This is a genomic window from Staphylococcus sp. 2S1 (genome assembly GCF_046721335.1).
GTDB lineage: Bacteria > Bacillota > Bacilli > Staphylococcales > Staphylococcaceae > Staphylococcus > Staphylococcus equorum_A.
Window position 1 is genome coordinate 1,809,924 of the sequence record NZ_JBEUUJ010000003.1, and the last position, 21,411, is coordinate 1,831,334.

The following is a 21,411-nucleotide window of genomic DNA, read 5'->3' on the forward strand; positions in this document are numbered from 1 at the left end:
TCTTATCTAATATACGTAAAGATAATGATATAGCAAAATCAAATTATGAATTAGCACATTTAAAAAATTATATAACAACATACATTAATAAATAATTGGAGGTATACAATGCGTAAATCAACAATCAATTATTTAGAGTCAGAACTCATACAATATAATAGTACCCAGAAACGTATGGCTGACCTTAAAGAAGAGATACAATATCCTTGGCAAGAACAAGATACTAATATAGGTGGAGGTAAGAGTAATACCATCAGTAGTACAACAGAGAAACAAGCAACAAGACTTATAACTGATAAAAGGTTGGCACATATGCATAGAGTATCAGCCGCAATTACTACAGTGTATGAGCACGCACAACCAGTAGAGCGTGACCTAATGAACTTACTATACTTTGATAAGCCTAGAAGATATACAGTAGAGGGTATCATAGATAAGCTACCAATCAGTAGAAGAACATTCTTCAGACTAAAGAAGAGAATTCTATGCAATCTAGCAGATGAGTTAGGTATTATGCATTAAGTAAGGTTGGCACTAACTTGGCACTTTTGACACGTGTCAAGGTGTTATTATGTTAGTATAAGCAATTGTATCGTAACAGTTGTGCTTGGTACTTCAGTGCTCATTAACAATACTATATTATATTGAGGCACATCACATTGAGTGGTGTGTCTTCTTTGTGCTTATTGATATGAGTATCATCACATGAATCATTATAACTATCTATTAAACAACAGTCATGATGATGTACTCATATGAGTTAGCATACATAACTCATACGTCACAACCATTGGTGATCTAAATGTATCTAGATTAATAAGCTTAACTCATAAGGAGAATAGCGAGATGGCACTAACAAAGGAGCAACGTCGTTCGTTCTATAATGATAAACGATGGAGAGACAAGAGAGAGTGTATTAAAGAGCGAGACCATTATGAATGCCAAGAATGTAAGAGGCAAGGTAAAGTATCACTTGATATATACGAGCCTAATAAGAATGGTCGTAAGAAGATAAAGCTTGTAGTACATCACATTAAAGAGCTCGAATTCAATCCTGAGTTAGCATTAGACGATGATAATTTAGAAACGCTTTGTGTCGATTGTCATAATAAAATTCATGACAGACACTATACAAATTGGAGAACGCCAAAGAAGAATAAATGGGCTGAAGATGAAATGTGGTAATAGAATATTTATTAATTTATATAAAAATAAAATTTAATTTTAAAATACCCCCGGGTCAAAAACTTTTTAAATAAAAATGGCTCGGGGAACCGGTGTAGGGGAATGACATCTAGCAGATTTGGTATTAAAATTTATACGTTAGGGGGTATGTATGAAAAATAAAAAAGTAATAGAGCAGTATCTATTAGAAAAAATTGAAAAAGATAATCCTGTACAAGTTGAAAAAGTACAGCGATACCTAAACTTATTAAACATTTATTATATGCTCGGATGAAGATATTGAAATGCATGGCACGTTAGTTGAAACTAAAAATGCCTCTCAAACGTTTCTAAAACCAAATCCTGCAGTTGCTGAAAAGAATAAAATTAATTCTTCCTTACTTTCAATAGAAAAGTCATTTGGTTTTGAAAAAATAGAAATTGAAGAAGAACCGTCAAGTAGTGGTTTGCTATGATAAAAAACAAACATGTTGAAACTTATATCAATCAATATAAGCAAGGAAAGATAACACTTAACAAAGAGAGAATTGATTTAATTAAGCATTTGGAAAAAAACATACTAACAAGAAGTGATGTGTTCTTTGATGAAATTAAAATCGAAAATTGTATTAAATTCTCTGAAAAATGGTATTTTCCATTACAACCATTTCAAAAATTTATAATAGCCTTCGTGTTTCTATTTAAGCGACAAAAAGATGAAATGACAGATGAAGAAATTATATCCCCTTACTTTAAACAATTCTTTATCACACTTGGTCGAGGTGGTGGTAAAAATGGTTTGATTAGTGCTTTAACTAATTTTTTCTTAACACCTTATCATGGCATCAAAAAATATGATGTCTCTGTAGTTGCTAACAGTGAAGATCAAGCTAAAGTATCATTCAAAGAAGTTTATGACATGATTACTGATAATGATTTATTTATAAAAAAAGGGAGAAAGAGTGCACCGTTTAGACGTACTCGAACTGAAATTGAAGGGTTGGAAACTCAATCTATCTTCAGGTTTAACACATCCAATGCTGAAACCAAAGATGGTGGGCGTGAAGGGTGTGTTATTTTTGATGAAGTTCATCAATATGAAGATGCTCGGAATTGTTAACGTAAAACGCGGAGGACTTGGAAAAGTTGAACACGGTCGAACAATATATATCGGTACAGATGGAGATATCAGAGAAGGGTTTATGGACGGATTAAAAGAGCGCAGTCAAGAATTACTCAGTGGAGCTGATGTGGAGGATAGGTTGTTCCCTTTTTATTGTAAGCTAGACGAAAAGGAAGAAGTAGATGACCCTTCAGCTTGGGAAAAAGCTAACCCTATGTTCCATAAGCCTTTATCTAAATATGCTAGAAACTTATATGAGGAAGTTCATTCGGAGTATAAAGATTTAATAAGAAACCCAGGTAACAGGGGTGAGTTCATGACTAAGCGTATGAACATACCAGAAACAGACCCGGAAAAAGTTGTAGCGTCTTGGGAAGATATACTTGCAACTAATCAGGAGATACCTGAACTTAAAAACAAACAGTGCACAGGCGGGCTTGATTATGCTAGGATTACTGACTTTGCGACCGTAGGGCTTTTATTCAGAGATGGTGACAAATATATTTGGAAATCCCACTCTTTTGTCCGTAAAGGTTTCTTAGACTCAGTAAAATTAAAGCCACCCATTCATGAATGGGAAAAAAAGGGTTACTCACGATTGTAGATGGCCCAGTGATAGATGAAGAATATATCGCTAGATGGTTTGATGAAATGCGACAAATATATGGTTTGGAAAAAGTAATCGTAGATAACTATCGAATGGATTTAATAAGAAAAGTATTTGAAGAGTACGGCATAGAATATGAAGTTATCAAAAACCCACGATCCATACACGGGTTGCTTGCACCAAGAATTGAAAGTATGTTTGCAAATAAAGATTTAATATTTGGTGACGACCCATTAATGCGTTGGTATACAAATAACGTTTTAGTTAAAACAAGGCCAGATGGTAATAGAGAATTTGACAAAAAAGATAGAACTAGAAGAAAAACAGACGGTTTCCAAGCACTGGTGCATGCTTTATATCGTGCGGATGAATTGCTAGAAGCGGATATTGGCGACAGTTTAGATTTCTTAAATGCAATCAACTTTTAGTTGAAAGGAGGAAAACGATGGTTAGTTTTTTTGACAGGATTTTTAACAGACATGAAGAAGCAAGTTGGATGTATGACCTTGAGTTATTTCAAGATACATCGCAAAAAGCTTATTTAAAACAAATGGCATTAAATACATGTATTGAATTTCTTGCTAGAACCATTTCACAATCAGAGTTTAGATTGACAGATGAAAATAATAAAGTAATTAAAGACAGTGTTTGGTACAAATTAAACACACGACCTAATACGGATTTGTCATCTACTGATTTTTGGCAATCTGTTATTTATAAACTCATTTATGACAATGAAGTATTAATTATAGTTACAGATTCGAAAGATTTAGTGATTGCAGATGATTTTCACCGTAAGCGTTTTGCCTTATACCCCGATGTTTTTGAGGGGGTAACTGTTGGAGAATATGAGTTTGAGCGCTCATTTAAAATGGTTGATGTGCTTTATCTGACATATAACAATGAAAAACTCAATAAATTCACTGAAGGGTTATTTGCTGATTATGGAGAAATATTTGGCAGAATGATAAATGCCCAATTGCGTAATTATCAAATTCGCGGAATCATAAATGTTGATTCGCAAAATGTAAACAATGAAAAAGAAATTACCAAAATGCAAAATTATGTAAATAAAGTTACTGAATCATTTAGTAAAAACGGTGTCGCGATTGCCCCCTTGAATAAACAGTATGCATACCAGGATGTCTCATCAGCTAGTAAGGGTAATAACGCCCCGTTTGATGAATTAACGAAACTACAAAAAGCTATGGTCGATTCAGTAGCGAAAGCGATTGGCATACCACCTTCTTTAATACATGGTGAACTCTCTGACTTGAAAAATGCTTTAGAATCTTTCAGTAAATTTTGTACTAAACCATTAAACAAAAAGATTGAAGATGAATTAAAAGCAAAGCTATTAACTCAAAAAGAAGTTATTAAAGGTAAGAACTTGAAAGTTATAGGTATTGACAAGAAAGACCCACTCGAAATGGCAGAAGCTATTGATAAGCTAGTTGCTTCAAGCACATTCACACCTAATCAGGTGCTTGTCTTACTAGGTGAAGAGCCTTCTGATGATCCTAAGATGGATGAATACTTTGTTACAAAAAACTACACAAAAGCAAATAAAAAAGAAGTGAATGAAGAACCATTAGAAGGGGGTGATAAATGATGAAAATAAACGTTAAAGGCGCAATTGTGCCGAACAATGACAAATGGATATACGACATGTTAGAAATGGACGCCACATCGCCTAAAGACGTGTTTGATGCGCTATCATCTACTGATGAAGATGTAGAAGTTATCATCAATTCAGGTGGTGGGGATGTATTTAGCGGAAGTGAAATCTATACATCTTTGAAAGAACATCAAGGTAATGTAAACGTCAAAGTTGTTGGTGTTGCCGCAAGTGCAAGCATCTGTAATTGCAATGGCAGGCTCAAAAACAGAAATGAGTCCTACAGCACAAATGATGATTCACAATGCTAGTTCTATAGCTGTTGGGGATAATAGAGAAATGCAAACTGCATATAACATGTTAACTTCAGCTAATAAAGCAGTTGCTAATGCCTATATTGCTAAAACAGGAAAATCAGAACAAGAAATTACTGATCTAATGAATGAAGAAACATGGTTTAGCGCAGATACAGCAGTTGAGCAAGGATTTGCAGATAGCAAGATGTTTGATGAAAGCGCACCGAGATTGGTTGCTAATTCAGGACAAATGCTATCTAACGATGCAGTAAGTCGTATTGCAACATTAATGAGTAAAACACCAGAGGTAAATATTGATGTTGAGGAAATTGCAAATAAAGTTATAGAAAAACTAGAAGATAAAAAAGAACCAGTTATTGATAGTTCTACTAAAGGAAAAACAGTAGAAAACAATAAGTCTAGGTTCTTTTTTTAATACAAAAAACAAGGAGGGTCATTTAAATGACTATACAATTATCAGATGATTTTAAAACAGCGCGTCAGGAATTCTTAAATGCAATTCAAAATGGCGAAGACGAAAAAGCACAAGCCGAATTATATGGCAAAATGATTAATGAACTATTCGAGGAATCAAAAGCACAAGCACAGGCTGAAGCAGAAAGAGTTTCTAGCCTACCTACAGCAGAAAGCAAGTTAACTGCTGAACAACGTAAATTCTTTAATGAAATCAACACAGAAGTTGGATATAAAGAAGAAAAATTAATACCAGAAGAAACAATTGATCGTATCTTTGAAAATCTTACTACAGAGCACCCATTACTTGCAGACTTAGGTATTAAGAATGCCGGCTTACGTCTTAAATTCTTAAAATCTGAAACAAGTGGCGTAGCAGTATGGGGTAAAATCTTTGGAGAAATCAAAGGGCAATTAGATGTAGCGTTCAGTGAAGAAACTGCAATTCAAAACAAATTGACAGCATTCGTAGTTTTACCAAAAGATTTAAAAGACTTTGGTCCTGCATGGGTAGAACGCTTTGTTCGTTTACAAATTGAAGAGGCATTTGCAGTTGCGCTTGAAGCAGCTTTCTTAAACGGTACTGGTAAAGAACAACCAATTGGCTTAAGTCGTCAAGTTCAAGAGGGCGTGTCAGTAACAGGTGGCGTTTATCCAGAAAAAGAATCATTAGGAACGCTAACATTCAAGGATCCGCGTACTACTGTACTTGAGTTAACAAAAGTATTTAAAAATCACTCAACAGATGAAAAAGGAAAATCAGTAGCAGTTAAAGGTAACGTGACTATGGTGGTTAATCCATCTGATGCGTTTGATATTCAAGCACAATATACACATTTAAATGCTAATGGTGTGTATGTAACAGCATTACCATTCAACTTGAATGTAATTGAATCTGTGGCGCAATCTGCAGGTAAAGTATTAACTTATGTTAAAGGTCGTTACGATGGTTACTTAGTCGGTGGTATTAACTTACAAAAATTCGACCAAACTTTAGCAATTGAGGATATGGATTTATATACTGCTAAGCAATTTGCTTATGGTAAAGCTAAAGATGATAAAGTAGCAACTGTTTACGACTTAAACATCAATTCAGAGGAAGGTTCGCCCTAATGAACCCCAAAACGTTGAAGTTGTAGCTAATGCAAAATCAGCCTCAATTACAGCGGATTAGGGGTGTGTGGAAATGGATGAATTACTAAAAGAGTTCAAGCAACGCATGCATATATTTCACAGTTCTGAAGATGAATCGTTAAAGCAGTTTTTAAACAAATCCTATATAGCGATTCAATCAATCTGTGGAAGCTTTGATATTGAAGATAGTCCAATAGGTCAAGAGTTAGTAATGGAACGTTCGCGATATGTTTATAACGAGCAGTTGCAGTTTTTCCATAAAAACTTTTCTACATTATTACTTGATTTTGGACTTAATAATAAAGTGTTTGGTGGTGATGAGTTTGGCATCGATGAGATACAAGAGTAAGAAAGTACAGTCAGGCGACTTACGTACACCCGTAATATTTTATCAGTATAAGAATGAAGGACCTTACCCAGACGATGTAAAAGAAGTTGAAGTGCATCGATGTTATGCCGAAACTTATAATCCATCTATGAAAGATAGAGAAATTCTAGGTGTGAATGAGTCTATGCAAGGTCTAAGTATGGTAATAAGAGACGCTTATCAGTCATTTACACCCAACAACAAACACATCGTTTTTGTAGAAGATTTTAGGATAGAGCAACCCTTATTCAATATATATGAAGTAAGACTCGATACACCTGAACGAGGCTTTATAACTGTGATTTTAGGGGAGAAATAATGGGTGTTGAGATTATGGGGATTAAAGAGCTAGAAAATCAATTAGAACAACGATTCGGTGCTAGCGTTATGAGAGCTATAAGTGATAGAGCCTTAACAGAAGCTTCTGACTATATGCTTGGGGAAATGAAAACACATTTTAAAGCTTTTAAAGATACAGGTGCTTCAATAGAAGAGATGACTCGAACAAGACCTTTTACTGATGCCAAAGACAGACAAAGAACTGTAGTCATTGAATGGGTAGGTCCTAGAGATAGGTATAATCTAGTACATTTAAACGAACATGGTTATGATCGTAATGGTAAAAAGTTTATACCTAGAGGGTTTGGAGTCATTGCTAAAACGCTACAAGCAAATCAAGCAAGATACAGGAAAATTGTAATTGATGAATTGGGGAAAGGCTTATGAATATACTTGCATATATAAGAGAAATAATAATAAACGATGAGCTGATTAAAAATCATGTTTCAAATAGAATCTATTTTTATGAAGTGAGTGAAAATGCCGATACAACAAAGCCTTTCATTATTCTTTCGCCAGTTGTAGACAGTCCAAGTTCATTTGCTTCAGATAAGTATCTATCAGAAACTTTTACAATACAAGTCGATGTGGAAAGTTATAAAGATCAATCTACTATTGATATAACAAAGAGAGTTCGCTATTTGCTTAAAGAATACGGCTTTTTTCAAGCGTCAAGTGTGATAGATGCATATTTTAAACAGACAAAACGGTATGTCAAATCAAAAAGATATGAGGGTATACCGAAAAGTAAATATTACAAGGGTGAACGTGTCGAATAGATGCGTTCTTTTTTGTACCAAAAATTAGGAGGAATTCAAATGGGTTCAAGCAACAGTAGGATTTAAAAAGTTACACGTAGGTGTTTTCGACGATAAAGCAGAAAAAATTATTAAAAAGATGACTTGGCAAGATGACAAAGGTGGTACTGTCAACATGAATATCACTGGTTTAGCACCAGAAATGGTTGATATGTGGGCGTCAAATAAACGTGTTTGGATGAAGAAACAAGGAACTAATGAAGTTAAATCGGATACAGATTTATTCAATATCCCTACAGAAGATTTAGATTCTGTTCTAGGGCGTGAAAAAGATGAAAACGGCACTTCATGGATTGGCGACGATACTCGCGCACCGTACGTTGCAGCAGTTGGAGAATCAGAAGATGCAGATGGTAATCCGATTTATTGTGCATTAGTTAAAGGTACTTTCAGTTTGGATCAAGTTGAATTTAAAACAGCTGCAGAAAAAGCTGAAGCACCAGAAGCAACGAAACTAACAGGCGATTGGATGAACCGCAATATTGACGGCAAATCTCGTGCGGTTGGTTACCACGAAGGAGAAGAAGGTGCAGAAGCTTTCCTTGCATTAGTTTTCCCGGAGTCTACTGAAGAATCAGTAACACCCTAAGGTTCCCCAAAAAGTTGAAGTAAGTGCAAACAGTAAGTCGGCATCTATTTCAGCAGAATAGGGGTTTTCAAATTATAAATAGGAAGGTGAAAACATGGCTGATACATTAAACTTATATAAAGGAGAATCACTTGTAAGCAGTTCTGCATATGCAGAAGGTAAAGCTACAGTGACTATCAATGAATTAGAAGCAAATACTGATTATCCAGTAGGTACTTATAAAGTTGCGAGACAAAATGAACATGGAGAGTCGTCAAAAGTAGATGTACCGCTTTCAAAACAAAACCTATCACGGTAACAGGTGTAACTATTTCACCTAAAACAGCAAGTGTAGACGTAGGTAGTACAACTAAACTGTCAAGTACAGTAGCGCCATCAACTGCAACTAATAAGAAAGTAACTTATAGTTCTTCTGCTGATAATATTGCTACAGTAACCGCCGATGGCACTGTAGAAGGTGTGGCAGAAGGTGAAGCTACAATTACAGTTACAGCACAAGACGGAAGTAAAACAGATACGTCTGTTATCACTGTTATCACTGTTAGCGCAGTAGTTGAACCAGAAGTATAAGAAGTTATTGAGGGCTTATAGCCCTCTTTTTTATTTATAAAATTATCAAAGGAGATTACAAAAATGACTAAAAAAGTAGAAATTAGATTAATTAATCCAGAAACAAACAAGGTAGAAGTTCACACAAGAGAGAGTGAATTAACAGTTCAAGACAAATTAGATTTCGCACAAATGCAAGATAACTTTACTAATGAGCTTAGAGAAGAAACGATGACACAAGTTAAAGCTATTAAAATCAGAACTGAATTTTTATCATCGTTATTTGATATTCCAGAAGAACAAATTTTAAAAGGTGTTAAATCAGCTGAATTCGATGACGTTTGTAAAGATATCTTTTCTCAAATTTCTCCAGAAGAGTTTCCAGATGAAGAGGATGAAGAATCGGGAAAGTAGTCTCTTTTGATGAGTTTAGAAAAAATGTAGATTCGATCATGCAATTTTGTATGCGTGAGTATGGGTGGACGATAGACGAAGTAAAACGCCAACCCTATGAAACTTTATGCCGAATGATAATTGATAAAGGTGAAGAAAAAGAAAATCAGAAACAATCAGAAGTGATAACGGGTTCTGCACTTAAACAATTATTTGGAAGCTAGAAAGGAGGAAGAAAATGAGTGAAAATATAAAAGGTGTAACGATACGTAACACCATGGATAACTCTCAAGTAGAAGAAGGGTTTAAGGGTTTAAAACGTCAGTTAGGTTTAGCAAACAGTGAATTGAAATCTAATTTATCGGCATTTGATAAGTCTGAAAAATCTATGAAGCAGTACCAAACAAGAATAGATGGCCTTAACAATAAAATGAAAATCCAAAAGCAAATGTTTAAGCAAGCAGAACAGGAGCTTAAAGACTTAAATGCAAATTATACAAAGGCCAAACAGACAGTTTCAAGTGTCGAAAAGGCCTATAAATCATTAGCCGATGCAACGAAAAAAGAAAAAGCCGCACTAGATAAATCTAATGACGCAATTAAATCCTCTAATGCTGAATTAAAGAAATCACAAACTCAGTATAAGCGTACTACGGAGCAAAAAGATAAGGCTTATCAAAAGTTAAAGCAACTTAGACAAGCTGAAAAAGAATTGAAAAATTCAAATCAAGCTACTACTGCACAGCTTAAAAGAGTCGCTGATGCTACACAGAAACAATCCCAAAAACATAAAGAGTTAGTTCAAAAGTATAAAGAAGAAGATGCTCAAGTTAAGAAATTAAGAAACCAAAACAACTCTTTAGTATCCACTAACAAAAAAGTCAAAGACACGTATGATAAAACTAATACTGAGTTGAAACAGACTGAAAAAGAATACAAGAACCTTAATACAACAATTAAGAATCATGGTCAAAACTTGTCGAATGCTCAGAAAAAAGTGAATAACGAACGTACTTCAATGAATAACCTGCAAAAATCTATTGATAGAACTTCTAAGGAAATGAAAGCTTTCAATAAAGAGCAACTTATTGCTAACAGTCAATTCACAAAAACTGCGGATCATCTTGATAAAATGTCGGATAAATTTGGCAGAATGGGACACGGTATGAGTTCCATAGGTCGTTCCCTGTCTATGTATGTAACGACACCTATAGTTGCTGGATTTGGTGCTTCTGTTAAGGCGGCAGTAGATTATGAACAATCATTAGCAGGCGTAGCCAAAACAACAAACTTATCAGGCTCAGAGTTAAACAAAATGAGCAATGAGATAATGGGAATGTCTAAGAAATTACCTTTTGCAAGCAACAGAAATAGCGGGAGTTGCAGAAGCTGCAGGGCAATTAGGTGTTAAGAAATCAGAGATTACAGATTTCACAAAAACAATGCTAGATATGTCAGTGGCGACTAACCTTACATCAGAAGAAGCGGCAACAGAATTCGCAAGATTTGCCAATGTCTGCTGGTATGCCTATTGATAAAGTAGATAGATTGGGAGCAAGTGTAGTTGCACTTGGTAATACAACAGCAACAACAGAAAAAGAAATTGTTGAAATGGGTCAAAGATTAGCTGGTGCTGGTTCACAAGCAGGATTCAGTGCAGACCAAATTATGAGTATTTCAGCAACAATGTCATCAGTTGGGATAGAAGCTGAAAGTGGCGGTACATCTATGACTCAAATTTTTAACAAGATGACCAAAGCGACTGCTGAAGGCGGAGACGCACTAGAAAGCTTTGCAAAAACTTCAGGTATGTCAGGTGAAGAGTTCGCAGAAACATGGGAAAACAACCCAACTAAAGCCTTATCTGCGTTTGTTAAAGGTTTGAGTAATACAGAAGGCGGCGCTAAAGGTGTGCTTAAAGCCCTAGATAATGTTGGTATTAAGGGTATTCGTGAAGCTGATACAATTCGTAGATTATCTAATAATCATAAAATTCTAGATAAAGCTTTAAAAACTGGATCTAAAGGTTGGAAAGAAAATAACGCTTTAACTAATGAAGCAAAGACACGTTATAAAACAATGGGTTCTCAGCTTCAAATTTTTAAAAACCAACTCTTTGCATTAGGAAAAGACATAGGTAATGTTATTGCACCTGCTGTTGTAGGAATAACTAAAAAATTCGGACAATGGGCAGAGTCATTTACTAAGATGCCGAAACCGATTAAAGGCATTGCTATTGCTTTAGGTTTAGTAGCAGCAGCTACAGGGCCTGTTCTGTTAGGTACGGGATTATTATTAAGAGCTATTGGCAGTGCGGCAAAAGGATATGCAGTGCTAAATAGACAAATGGCAGTTAACAGCGCAGAAGCAGTTGTTAATGCAAGCGCTAATAAAGCTGCAGCTGGAACCTTGGCTACAACAGGAAAAGCAACTAAAGCACAACAAGGCCTATTTGGTAAACTAGGAAATGTGCTAACTGTAACTACTGGTAAATACAGTAAATTAGGTAATGCAGTAAAAATCGGCGGAAAATTATTAGGAAAAGTGACGATTCCATTAACAATACTTACAACAATATTTGGTGTTGCTTATGAAAAGATGGATTGGTTCAAACAAGGCTTTAAAGATATGGGTAAATTTGTTAACCAAATTGGCGCCAACATCGATTTCTCATGGATTGGAAAATTAGGCAAAGAATGGGATAAATTCAAAGATGATATGGCTAAAGGCTTACAAGACGGTGCTTTATTTAAAGGTATAAAAAAAGGTTTTGATGGGCTACATTATGCAGTGTCAAAAGCTACTGATACAAATAATGTATTCGGAAAAAGTGTTTCAAAAGGAACTAAGAAAGCTTTGAGTGCATATAATAATTTATCCGAAAAAGCGAAAGTAAAGCTTGAAACAATTCAAGTTACTCATGAAAAAATTGGAGATAAACAGTTTCAACAAATCACCACATTATATGGAAATATCAATGAAGAAATAACAAAACAACTTAATAAGCGACATGATAGTGAAGTTAAAGGCTTAGAAAAGATATTTAAGGATACGAGTGGTCTTTCTAAATCAGAAGAAGCTAAAATTTTAGAAAACACTAAACTTAATAATGAAAAAGAATCTAAAGAAACTCAGAGAATCAGTGATGAGATTTTAAGTATTTACGATATCGCACACAAAGAAAAACGATCATTGACTACTAAAGAGAATGAAAAACTAGTGAAACTTCAAGAAGAACTAGATAGAAATACAGTTAAATCGTTGTCTAAGGGTGAAGTAGAACAAAAAGCTATCCTTGAACGTATGAAACAAAACAAAGGTGAGCTCTCAATGCAAGCTGCAGCAAATGTTATTAAAGAAAGTGCAAAAGAGCGTGATACCACAGTTAAGGATGCTAAAAGTAAATATAAAGATACAGTCGCAGAAGCAATAAAACAAAGAGACGAAACAGGTACTTTGTCAAAAGACCAAGCAGATAAAGTTATAAAAGATGCAAAAGATCAGTACGATGAATCAAAAGGGAAAGCAGAAAAGCAACATCAAAACGTAGTAGATCAAGCACAATTGCAAAATAAAGGTGTAAAAAAACATATAGATGACCAAACAGGACATGTCAAATCTAAATGGGAAATCATGAAGGACGATTCTATTGGTGGCGCGAGAAAAATAGCTAAGAAAGTTGGCGGTTGGTTCTTAGATACCAAAAAAAGTGCTGATAAATTCTGGGGCAAAATAGGTAGTAAAATAGGTGGGTCTGCCAAATCAGGATACAATGGTGCAAAAAAATGGTTCAGTCAGTTACCAGGAAAAACAGCAGGATGGTTCAAGAGCACTAAGAAAAGCACCGACAAGTTTTGGGATAAAATTGGAGGCAAGATTGGAAGTTCAGCTAAATCTGGTTACAACGGTGCTAAGAAATGGTTTAGCCAATTACCCGGTAAAACTACAAGTTGGTTTAAATCAACAAAGAAAACTACAGATGGCTTTTGGAATAAAATAGGTAGTAAAATAGGATCTTCTGCACTTAACGGCTATAAGGGTGCAAAAAAATGGTTTGGTGAAACTACTAAAAACGCAAAAAACAACTTCAAAGATTCGTGGGGTTCAGCCAAAGATAAGTTTGGAAAAATAGCCGATAAAGTCGAGACGAAATCACACAGTGTTGCAAAATCGGCAGGTAAATGGTTTGGCGAAACCTATAAAAGTACAAAAGGCAACTTTTCTAACATGTGGGGCAAAGCTAAAGATATTTTTGGCAAAATTGCCGGTGAAGGCGAAGACAAATCTAAAAAAACTCATGGAAGTTGGAAGAGTTGGTTAGGTAAAACGCTAGATTGGATTAAAAACATCAGTAAAGATTTTGGGAAAGCTGCCTCTGATTTAGGTAAAAATGTAGCTAATAAAGCAGTCGACGGTCTTAATGGCATGATAGGCGGTATTAATAAAATATCTAAAGCCATTACAGATAAAAACCTAATAAAAGAAATTCCTCATCTATCTACAGGTACCTATGATGGGTCTAATGTAGCAACAGATTCAAATGGTGGATTAAGACAATCAACTTTAGCTGTTGTAAATGATAAAGGCGCAGGTAATGCACCAGGTGGTGGCGTTCAAGAAGTAATTGAAAAAGCTGATGGCTCATTACATGCACCACAAGGCAGAAACGTAGTAGTTCCTTTAGATCCTGGGGATAAAGTTCACAACGCAAGAGACACAAAACGTTATAAAGATATGGGTCTATTACCTAGGTTTGCTAGTGGAACTAAGAAAAAGAAAAAGAATCAATTAGATTATCTTAAAGAAGCAGCAGGCGGAGTAGTTAAAGAAACAGGTAAGAATATATCTGATGGTTATCATAGTAAAAAAGAAGCATCTAAAGATGCCCTTGACACTATAAAAAAAGGCGGAAGTAAAGTATTAGATAAAGGTAAAGATGCAACAGGCTGGTTAGGTGATAAAATTGGCGATGTTTGGGACTATGTTAAAGAACCTGGCAAATTAGTAGAGAAGATGATTGGTCATATAAGTTTTGGGAAAGAAAACAAAACTATGGAAATGGTCGGACTAGCATTTAGTAGCCTTAAAAAATCTTTAGTAGACAAAGTTAAGTCTTGGTTTGAAGAAGCTGAAGGCGGAGACGGAGATGCAACTTGGTTATTAAAACATCAAATACTACAAACATTTGGTCACTATACTGGAGGTTTAATGTTCAATGGTGGACGACACTATGGAATGGACTTTGCAATGCCTACAGGAACAAGTATTAAAGCATTAACGGCAGGCAAGATTATTCAGTCGAGTGCTGTAGCAGGTGGTGGCGGTAACCAAATAACTTTAGAAGAACCAGGTGGTAAATGGTTCCAATGGTATATGCACATGAGTAAACTAATAGCCAAAAAAGGGGATAAAGTTAGTCCTGGAGATGTTATTGGTTTATCAGGAAACACTGGTAATTCTACAACACCTCATCTACACATCCAACGAATGAAAGGTTATCCATCAAACGATACAGCTGTAGACCCTAAGAAATGGTTAGAGTCGCTAAAAGGTGGAGGACAAAGTAAAGCAGCTAGTAAATGGGCACCAGAGATTAAGAAAGCTGCTAATCGTATGAATGTATCTCTTAAAGGAAACGATTTGAAAAATATCATCTCACTTATTAATGCTGAGTCTAGCGGTAATGCTGGTGTTACTCAGTCAACAGGAGTTAACGATATTAACGCTCAAACAGGAAATCTAGCACAAGGTTTACTGCAATATGTACCTCAAACCTTTAAATCATATGCTATGAAGGGTCATGGCAATATTAAATCGGGGTATGACCAATTACTCGCTTTCTTCAATAATAAATATTGGAGAAGTCAGTTCAATCCTAATGGTGGTCGGTCACCGAATGGTCCAAGAAGATACGCAAACGGTGGTATGGTTACTAAGCATCAAATTGCTGAAATAGGAGAAGGAAATAAAGCTGAAATGGTTATTCCTTTAACTAAACGTAATAGAGCTGTTCAACTTATAGAGCAAGCAATGCAATATGTTGGTATGGATACAGGAAAAACTAATGTAACAGTGAATAATGACAACTCAACTATTGAAAAGTTATTGAAACAACTTGTTAGAGTGAACGATCAAAATAATAAACTTACTCAAACAATCATTAGTTTGTTAAGCAATCAAAAGCAAGGTAATCCTAAAGATGTAGCAAACGTTATTTCACAAATCTTAGGAGAGAATATGCGCATGGCTAGTTATAGTCAAGGAGGTTAGAAATGGCGGAAGATAGATGGTTGAAAATCATAGATGAAAATGGAACGACAAATATTAATGAACATATTAGTAAATTTATTTTTCTAGATGCGAAGTCAACATATCCTACTTCAGTGGAAGACAGTATAACAATAAAGGGCGTAGATGGTGAGTTACCTAGTGTAGCTTCTTTCTCACCTTTTAATTTAGTTGTTAAATTTGGTCTTGATGGGATAGATGAAAAAGACATTAGCTTAATGGAACAAATATTAAGGAATTTGTTTTATAGAAGAAAACCTTATTATGTTGTTAGTTCAAACAATCCAGGTAGAAAGTATTTAGTTAATAATCCAGATATGAATCCAGATTATACAGACTTTTCAGCAACTCGTTTTGAAATGACTTTCAGCGTCAAAAAAGGATATTCCGAATCACTTAAAGATACAGATGAATTTAGTTTATCTAGTGGTGATTGGCAATTTGAAGGCGGTTTGTTATCTGACGACGAAATTAAATACAAGCACGATACGACTAGTTATAAAATATACAATGGGTCATCAGACACAATAAATCCTTTGCTAAGACACAGATTCAAGTTAATCGTTAACATAGACGCACCTAAAGGTTTTAAGATAACTAACAAAACTACTAATGACACATTCGAGTACAAGAAAGCTATTAAGAGTAATCAAACGCTAACCATAAATGGCGTACATCCTTTTATTAATAACAATCGTGTAGGTATTGACACTAATTGGCAATGGTTAACATTAAATGAAGGTTTTAACAATATAGAAATTACAGGCGAGAATATAAGCAAAGTATCAACTCAATGGATATTCCCGTTCATATATAGGTAGGTGAATGAATTGAAAGACATGATACTAAAGAATAGAAAAGGTACTTTCGGAGAGATACTCACCGATTATGACTTTGGTTCTTGGAAACTTAGTTATGAACGGAACAATGAAAGATCTATTGATTTCACTATATATAAAACCTCTATGAATTGGGATTTATTCGAATCATTACTTAACGAAATGTTACTTGAATGGAAAGGGCAAAACTATGTTGTGAAGTCGACGGCAATTAAATATGACGGTATGAATGTGATAAATGAAGTCACTGCGAAACATATATTTATGGAGTTCCAAAATCACTATATACAAAAAGATTTGGAAAACGAAGAACTTAACAATGAAGAAACAGAAGAAAATAGTAAGCCTACAATGACATTAGAACAGTATTTAGATTTTGGTTTTAAGGGCAATAAGATTGGTTATACTTACAAAATTATAGGTAAGTTTGACCAACGAGTAGCAGTAGATGAACTAGGTAATAAAAACGGAATGGAATACTTAACCGAAGGGGCAGAATTATTTAATTATATTTACTTTGCAGATAACAAAAAGATTTATATCTATGATGAAGAAAGTTTTTATAAAGCCGCAGACATACCTTTAATATACAAGTATAACTCTAGTGAAGTACAAGCTACTACAACGACTACAGACCTATTTAACTATATACAGGGTTTTGGTAAGAAGAAAACGAAAGCTGAAACAAAAAACTATAATCCTATGAAACCTAAAGACTTAAACTATTCTGGTGCATTCATCAAAGATGGCACTTGGCGTACTGAAAGTGTTGGCGCTAGTTACACTAAAACATTTAATTGTAAATGGGGTAATGAAACACTTGAATGGACATTAAAGAAAATGTCTAAAGGCGGTGTGTTAGATATCTATTTAGATGATGAACATGTGGGCAGATATGAATGTTATAGCAAAACTGCAACGACTGAAAAGATTATCATTGCTCAACGCTTATCAAAAGGTAACCATACTTTTAAAGCAGTGTTCAGAGGTGCTAAGAGTGGTGTTGATTATAAGAAATCTAAACCATGTATGTATGTAGGGACAGAGAAATCAACAGTGTTGAATTTAACTGCCGCATTGAAAGGCACTGATGTTTATCATGTTACAGATGAATATTATTCTCCACATTATGATAACGACGACCCTAAAGTGGCACCAACATTATATGACGATAACGTGCTTGATAAAACAGAATTAAGGAAAAAACTTATTCAAGAATTAAACGATGAACCCACAGTGGAAGTATCAACTAACTATTTAGGATCTATGGAGGATAAGCATTACTTAAAGAATGATGATATTCATGAAAATAGTGAGATTCGATTTATTCATCAACCACTTGGTTACAACTTAGATTTGAAAGTGGTTAAGTTAACATATTCACATCCAATCGTGAACGAACCAGTGGAAGTTGATTTCAGTAACTCACCAACTGATATTATAAAAATTCAACAAGGTATAAGTAGAAATATAAAAAGAATGAATAATTTAGTTAAAGGCGGTTCACTTGGTGGGTCGTCTTTTACTATGCCAGAAAACTATTCAGACATTGTGGGGGTGACGTTAATAGATGGATAGAGAAATACCACATAGATATTTAAAAGATAACGATGGGGAAACTTACTACCCTAGAACGGATATGGAAGCTGTTACAGGGCTTTCAAGTGATAGCACTATAGTTGATATCAATACTAAGATAGATGAATTAAACACAACTATAGACAAGGTTAACAAGACTGTAGAAACAGCTAATAAGACTTTAGCAGAACAACAGAAACTACTAAATGTTTTTGATGTAGCTCTTGGAGACATGGTAGGAGATACCGGTTGGATAGATATAGATGTACCACCAACTATGAAAAATAATGCTGTAGGAACTGGATTTAAATGCGGTATTAGAGAGGTTAGAGCAGGTAATAGCTTAATCCCTCATATGTTTGTTGTACGTTCTATTAGATTGAATGTGTCTAATATTACCGGTTCAAATATGCAAATAGCTCAACTACCAACGGGGTTTGTTACAAATAATCAGTCATTCATTTCTAGAGGTCAAGGCTATAGACATGCCGTAACTATTGAATGTACAAAGGATGGAAAAGTAATGGCTTTTATTCATCCTGATGACCAAAAAACCACTAATTGGGTGTATCAAGAGTTTACTTGGTTAGAATAATGATAAGGAGAAAAAATAGATGAGGCTATATACAGACTTTCCTATTGAGTTAGGACAAGACTACAGATATAAAACAGTAGCAAACTTTAAAAAAATATTAGATGCTTTTAAAGATTCAGATAAAAGATTTGAACTTCATAAAACTGAAGACAAACACGCACATAATGCTAATCAAATTGATTACAAGCTCTCAAATGTTCATGATGAATTACAATATCAGGATGGACGTATTGAGGGCTTAATTATTGGACATAATGGGAACGGAATAGAAGAGCTAAAAGATTCTCGAACAGCTTTAGATGGTACTAACCAACCAATATTATCCAAACGATTAAAGTATGATTTTGAAATCATTAAAAACAAAATGGAAGAAAACTTTAATTATCTTAATAAGAAGATTGAACGTATTGTAAACGTTGATGACTTCGGAGCAGACCCTACAGGTGTAGAAGATTCTACAGAAGCCTTTAAGGAAGTCTGTAAGAGGTGGAGATGTTCACGTTCATATGACAGCAGGAACTTATAAAGTTACTGGAATTAAATTACCAAACAACACTGTGTTATCAGGTGAAGGTAAAGATATTACTTTTATTAAATTAGCAGATGAAACACCTGCTGAGAACATTGTAATTACTAATGATGATATGTCAGGTAATGCTCATAACATTGGTATTAAAGACTTTACAGTTAACGGTAACAAGTGGAGACAAGATAAGAAATTTGCTCCTGCCGGTGGTTCATTATCTTCAAACGTTAGATTTGCCGGTGTTAAACATGGTTTTGCAAGTAACATTAAATCAATTGATTCATTACTTCATGGATTCGATATAACTTTTGCTAGTGATGATTATTTCTATGAAGGCGATGGTGTAAGAGTTAATGAAGAATTGGAAAGTAAATACATTCACATTAGTGATTGTGAAGCAAGTGGTTTTGGTGATGATGGTATCACTACCCACCACTCAAGATACTTGTTAATCACTAATAGTTATCTACATCACGCAACTGGTGGAGGAAATAATAACGGTATTGAAATAGATGATGGTTCACAACATGTAATGTTAGATAATAACACTACTGAAATGAACTATGGCGGTATAGAGGTTAAAGCCCATGCTCCTACATCTGCTCCTAATAACGTAATGATTAGTAATCATATGAGTATTCACGATTCACGTGCTTATAACTTCCGACACATTGGGCATCACAGAGCAGGAGACGTTAAGTCTAAAACAGCTCACAGTATTGTAATGACTAACTGTACAGCAGTAGAACCTTACGACAATAAAGTTTATCCAAATACAACTCCTCGTGCTTTGATTATCTCAGCATATAGAAACGTACAAGTTAATAATTTTAGTGCAGTTGGTGATGGTAAGTTCACAGCAGGACAACCTGCTATAGCTGTTCAATTCATGAGTGAGAATATCATGTTAAACAACATTAACGTTACAGGATTCAAGAACTCACAAGCCGATATTAAAATATTCGGTGGAGGTAACAGAGGTAAGAAAATTACTTTAAGTAACATTAATATTTTGAGCTCTTCTCAGAATATCGGTATTGCAGGCGGTGGAGGTATTTACGATTTCCGTATTATCAACGCTAACTTACAAGGTCAAGGAACTGGTAACGGATTAGAGCTATACAACAACACAGCAGAAATTGTTGGAGTAAATGCTGAAAACTATAAGAACTCAGCATTCATTACAAATAAAGCCTATAAAGTAGTTCCTACTGTAGTTAAAGGTGGATTCAGTGGTGGCTCTACTGGTTCGGGTGCAGTTGCAGAACGTTCAGCAGTTATTGCTTCTACAGGTAACTCCTTTGCATATAGTGACCGTTCTTGGATTGCAGGAGTCGGTAGTGGTTCTAAAGCATACGGTTCACGTAGTTCAGTAATGAACTCATTAGAATCAGAAACTTCTACAGGTAGATATGCTCAAACAATAGTTAACTCTCGTGGTGTTAAAACTGAAGATAATTATATGTTTGCTATGGGCTATGGTACCGATGGAGCCAAGTATGAAAATACTACATTCCAAGTTAAAGGTACTTCAGGTAGTGTTAAATCAAAAGGTACTATCACAGCAGGGCAGAACTTTGGTGACTATGCGGAGTACTTTGAATCTCAATCAGGACAAGAAATCCCTAATGGTTACATGGTTACACTTGATGGAAGATATATCCGTAAAGCTAACTCAAACGATACGCCAATTGGAATTATTTCAGGCACAGTCGGAGTTGTACTCGGTGACCAAATGTTCCACCATAAAGATAAATTCTTAAAAGATGAATTCGGTGTAACTTTAACTGAATGGGTAACTAAAGAATGGCAAGATGACGAAGGAAACACTTATTCAGAAGAAGTTGAAGTAGAAATTCCTAATCCTGATTACACTGAGAAAGATGAAGAATATATTTCTCGTGCTAATCGTCCTGAGTGGAATGTTGTGGGACTTATGGGGCAAGTCTTTACTAGAATTGATTCTACAGTACAAGCTAACGACTATATCAAACCTAATAAAGGTATTGGTACGAAAGATAATAACAACGGCAATTACAGAGTGTTAGAAATAACAACACCTTACGATAATGAAAAAGGGTACGGTGTAGGAGTCGTATTAGTAAAATAAGGAG

At 34.9% G+C, this 21,411-nt stretch carries 22 protein-coding genes and 3 pseudogenes; all 25 read left to right on the forward strand.

The genetic code is table 11. The annotated features are described in order from the left end of the window. Nucleotides 1–108 precede the first annotated feature (108 nt). The 25 genes and pseudogenes from ABLV90_RS09665 (at nucleotide 109) to ABLV90_RS09785 (ending at nucleotide 21,407) form a co-directional block, all read left to right on the forward strand. A complete protein-coding gene (locus tag ABLV90_RS09665; protein WP_427707724.1) occupies nucleotides 109–522 on the forward strand; it encodes a transcriptional regulator in 414 nt (137 codons plus the stop codon). Between the two features lie 324 nt (nucleotides 523–846). Beyond that, nucleotides 847–1,185, forward strand: a complete 339-nt coding sequence (locus ABLV90_RS09670) for an HNH endonuclease (protein WP_427707726.1) — start codon at nucleotides 847–849, stop codon at nucleotides 1,183–1,185. 151 nt (nucleotides 1,186–1,336) lie between these two features. Next, a complete protein-coding gene (locus tag ABLV90_RS09675; protein WP_460872559.1) occupies nucleotides 1,337–1,459 on the forward strand; it encodes a hypothetical protein in 123 nt (40 codons plus the stop codon). A 10-nt stretch (nucleotides 1,460–1,469) separates the two neighbouring features. Next, a complete protein-coding gene (locus ABLV90_RS09680) occupies nucleotides 1,470–1,640 on the forward strand; it encodes a hypothetical protein (protein ID WP_460872560.1) in 171 nt (56 codons plus the stop codon). After that, nucleotides 1,637–3,322 (forward strand): annotated as a pseudogene (locus ABLV90_RS09685) (terminase TerL endonuclease subunit). The gene ABLV90_RS09680 and the pseudogene ABLV90_RS09685 overlap by 4 nt, the downstream one beginning before the upstream one ends. A gap of 17 nt (nucleotides 3,323–3,339) precedes the next feature. Further along, on the forward strand, nucleotides 3,340–4,506 hold the full coding sequence (locus tag ABLV90_RS09690) for a phage portal protein (RefSeq protein ID WP_427707731.1): 1,167 nt from the start codon (nucleotides 3,340–3,342) through the stop codon (nucleotides 4,504–4,506). Next, a pseudogene (locus ABLV90_RS09695) lies at nucleotides 4,506–5,244 on the forward strand (head maturation protease, ClpP-related). The gene ABLV90_RS09690 and the pseudogene ABLV90_RS09695 overlap by 1 nt, the downstream one beginning before the upstream one ends. Before the next feature lie 26 nt (nucleotides 5,245–5,270). Next, a complete protein-coding gene (locus ABLV90_RS09700; protein ID WP_460872561.1) occupies nucleotides 5,271–6,395 on the forward strand; it encodes a phage major capsid protein in 1,125 nt (374 codons plus the stop codon). A gap of 73 nt (nucleotides 6,396–6,468) precedes the next feature. Further along, on the forward strand, nucleotides 6,469–6,765 hold the full coding sequence (locus ABLV90_RS09705) for a head-tail connector protein (protein ID WP_427707735.1): 297 nt from the start codon (nucleotides 6,469–6,471) through the stop codon (nucleotides 6,763–6,765). Further along, nucleotides 6,749–7,102 (forward strand): hypothetical protein, encoded by a 354-nt coding sequence (locus ABLV90_RS09710; protein ID WP_427707737.1) that lies wholly within the window; start codon nucleotides 6,749–6,751, stop codon nucleotides 7,100–7,102. Before ABLV90_RS09705 ends, ABLV90_RS09710 begins: the two co-directional genes overlap by 17 nt. Further along, nucleotides 7,102–7,509, forward strand: a complete 408-nt coding sequence (locus tag ABLV90_RS09715; protein WP_427707740.1) for a hypothetical protein — start codon at nucleotides 7,102–7,104, stop codon at nucleotides 7,507–7,509. The genes ABLV90_RS09710 and ABLV90_RS09715 overlap by 1 nt, the downstream gene beginning before the upstream one ends. After that, entirely contained in the window at nucleotides 7,506–7,901 is a 396-nt protein-coding gene (locus ABLV90_RS09720; protein ID WP_427707742.1) for a hypothetical protein, read from the forward strand. The genes ABLV90_RS09715 and ABLV90_RS09720 overlap by 4 nt, the downstream gene beginning before the upstream one ends. Nucleotides 7,902–8,007: 106 nt before the next feature. After that, nucleotides 8,008–8,529 (forward strand): major tail protein, encoded by a 522-nt coding sequence (locus ABLV90_RS09725; protein WP_460872874.1) that lies wholly within the window; start codon nucleotides 8,008–8,010, stop codon nucleotides 8,527–8,529. A 94-nt stretch (nucleotides 8,530–8,623) separates the two neighbouring features. Then, nucleotides 8,624–8,827: a fibronectin type III domain-containing protein gene (locus ABLV90_RS09730; RefSeq protein WP_460872562.1), complete on the forward strand. Its 204-nt coding sequence runs from the start codon at nucleotides 8,624–8,626 to the stop codon at nucleotides 8,825–8,827. Between the two features lie 56 nt (nucleotides 8,828–8,883). Continuing rightward, nucleotides 8,884–8,985, forward strand: a pseudogene (locus ABLV90_RS09735) (Ig-like domain-containing protein); the annotation flags it as partial. Between the two features lie 177 nt (nucleotides 8,986–9,162). Beyond that, nucleotides 9,163–9,492: a phage tail assembly chaperone G gene (gene gpG, locus ABLV90_RS09740; RefSeq protein WP_427707750.1), complete on the forward strand. Its 330-nt coding sequence runs from the start codon at nucleotides 9,163–9,165 to the stop codon at nucleotides 9,490–9,492. Between the two features lie 38 nt (nucleotides 9,493–9,530). Next, entirely contained in the window at nucleotides 9,531–9,695 is a 165-nt protein-coding gene (locus ABLV90_RS09745; protein ID WP_176721750.1) for a hypothetical protein, read from the forward strand. Between the two features lie 14 nt (nucleotides 9,696–9,709). Further along, nucleotides 9,710–10,882, forward strand: coding sequence for a hypothetical protein (locus ABLV90_RS09750; protein WP_460872563.1), 1,173 nt, complete (start codon nucleotides 9,710–9,712; stop codon nucleotides 10,880–10,882). Further along, the gene (locus ABLV90_RS09755) at nucleotides 10,827–11,006 is read left to right on the forward strand and encodes a phage tail tape measure protein (RefSeq protein ID WP_460872564.1); all 180 of its coding nucleotides are present in this window, start codon (nucleotides 10,827–10,829) and stop codon (nucleotides 11,004–11,006) included. Before ABLV90_RS09750 ends, ABLV90_RS09755 begins: the two co-directional genes overlap by 56 nt. Beyond that, a complete protein-coding gene (locus ABLV90_RS09760; protein ID WP_460872565.1) occupies nucleotides 10,984–15,741 on the forward strand; it encodes a phage tail tape measure protein in 4,758 nt (1,585 codons plus the stop codon). The genes ABLV90_RS09755 and ABLV90_RS09760 overlap by 23 nt, the downstream gene beginning before the upstream one ends. A 2-nt stretch (nucleotides 15,742–15,743) precedes the next feature. After that, nucleotides 15,744–16,580: a phage tail domain-containing protein gene (locus ABLV90_RS09765; RefSeq protein ID WP_427707756.1), complete on the forward strand. Its 837-nt coding sequence runs from the start codon at nucleotides 15,744–15,746 to the stop codon at nucleotides 16,578–16,580. Between the two features lie 9 nt (nucleotides 16,581–16,589). Further along, the gene (locus ABLV90_RS09770; RefSeq protein ID WP_427707758.1) at nucleotides 16,590–18,176 is read left to right on the forward strand and encodes a prophage endopeptidase tail family protein; all 1,587 of its coding nucleotides are present in this window, start codon (nucleotides 16,590–16,592) and stop codon (nucleotides 18,174–18,176) included. After that, nucleotides 18,169–18,771, forward strand: a complete 603-nt coding sequence (locus ABLV90_RS09775) for a hypothetical protein (RefSeq protein WP_427707761.1) — start codon at nucleotides 18,169–18,171, stop codon at nucleotides 18,769–18,771. Before ABLV90_RS09770 ends, ABLV90_RS09775 begins: the two co-directional genes overlap by 8 nt. Nucleotides 18,772–18,790: 19 nt before the next feature. Then, nucleotides 18,791–19,297 (forward strand): hypothetical protein, encoded by a 507-nt coding sequence (locus tag ABLV90_RS09780; protein WP_460872566.1) that lies wholly within the window; start codon nucleotides 18,791–18,793, stop codon nucleotides 19,295–19,297. Further along, nucleotides 19,278–21,407: a peptidase G2 autoproteolytic cleavage domain-containing protein gene (locus ABLV90_RS09785; RefSeq protein ID WP_460872567.1), complete on the forward strand. Its 2,130-nt coding sequence runs from the start codon at nucleotides 19,278–19,280 to the stop codon at nucleotides 21,405–21,407. The genes ABLV90_RS09780 and ABLV90_RS09785 overlap by 20 nt, the downstream gene beginning before the upstream one ends. The last annotated feature ends 4 nt before the right edge of the window (nucleotides 21,408–21,411 follow it).

Excerpts from the sequence above, each read along its gene's own strand:
- ABLV90_RS09775 (WP_427707761.1), top strand. The coding sequence starts at position 18,169 with ATGGATAGAGAAATACCACATAGATATTTAAAAGATAACGATGGGGAA.
- ABLV90_RS09750 (WP_460872563.1), top strand. The coding sequence starts at position 9,710 with ATGAGTGAAAATATAAAAGGTGTAACGATACGTAACACCATGGATAAC.
- ABLV90_RS09760 (WP_460872565.1), top strand. The coding sequence starts at position 10,984 with ATGTCTGCTGGTATGCCTATTGATAAAGTAGATAGATTGGGAGCAAGT.
- ABLV90_RS09670 (WP_427707726.1), top strand. The coding sequence starts at position 847 with ATGGCACTAACAAAGGAGCAACGTCGTTCGTTCTATAATGATAAACGA.
- ABLV90_RS09690 (WP_427707731.1), top strand. The coding sequence starts at position 3,340 with ATGGTTAGTTTTTTTGACAGGATTTTTAACAGACATGAAGAAGCAAGT.
- ABLV90_RS09665 (WP_427707724.1), top strand. The coding sequence starts at position 109 with ATGCGTAAATCAACAATCAATTATTTAGAGTCAGAACTCATACAATAT.
- ABLV90_RS09700 (WP_460872561.1), top strand. The coding sequence starts at position 5,271 with ATGACTATACAATTATCAGATGATTTTAAAACAGCGCGTCAGGAATTC.
- ABLV90_RS09715 (WP_427707740.1), top strand. The coding sequence starts at position 7,102 with ATGGGTGTTGAGATTATGGGGATTAAAGAGCTAGAAAATCAATTAGAA.
- ABLV90_RS09720 (WP_427707742.1), top strand. The coding sequence starts at position 7,506 with ATGAATATACTTGCATATATAAGAGAAATAATAATAAACGATGAGCTG.
- ABLV90_RS09680 (WP_460872560.1), top strand. The coding sequence starts at position 1,470 with ATGCATGGCACGTTAGTTGAAACTAAAAATGCCTCTCAAACGTTTCTA.
- ABLV90_RS09745 (WP_176721750.1), top strand. The coding sequence starts at position 9,531 with ATGCAATTTTGTATGCGTGAGTATGGGTGGACGATAGACGAAGTAAAA.
- gpG (WP_427707750.1), top strand. The coding sequence starts at position 9,163 with ATGACTAAAAAAGTAGAAATTAGATTAATTAATCCAGAAACAAACAAG.
- ABLV90_RS09765 (WP_427707756.1), top strand. The coding sequence starts at position 15,744 with ATGGCGGAAGATAGATGGTTGAAAATCATAGATGAAAATGGAACGACA.
- ABLV90_RS09675 (WP_460872559.1), top strand. The coding sequence starts at position 1,337 with ATGAAAAATAAAAAAGTAATAGAGCAGTATCTATTAGAAAAAATTGAA.
- ABLV90_RS09780 (WP_460872566.1), top strand. The coding sequence starts at position 18,791 with ATGAGGCTATATACAGACTTTCCTATTGAGTTAGGACAAGACTACAGA.
- ABLV90_RS09730 (WP_460872562.1), top strand. The coding sequence starts at position 8,624 with ATGGCTGATACATTAAACTTATATAAAGGAGAATCACTTGTAAGCAGT.
- ABLV90_RS09710 (WP_427707737.1), top strand. The coding sequence starts at position 6,749 with ATGAGATACAAGAGTAAGAAAGTACAGTCAGGCGACTTACGTACACCC.
- ABLV90_RS09785 (WP_460872567.1), top strand. The coding sequence starts at position 19,278 with ATGACAGCAGGAACTTATAAAGTTACTGGAATTAAATTACCAAACAAC.
- ABLV90_RS09705 (WP_427707735.1), top strand. The coding sequence starts at position 6,469 with ATGGATGAATTACTAAAAGAGTTCAAGCAACGCATGCATATATTTCAC.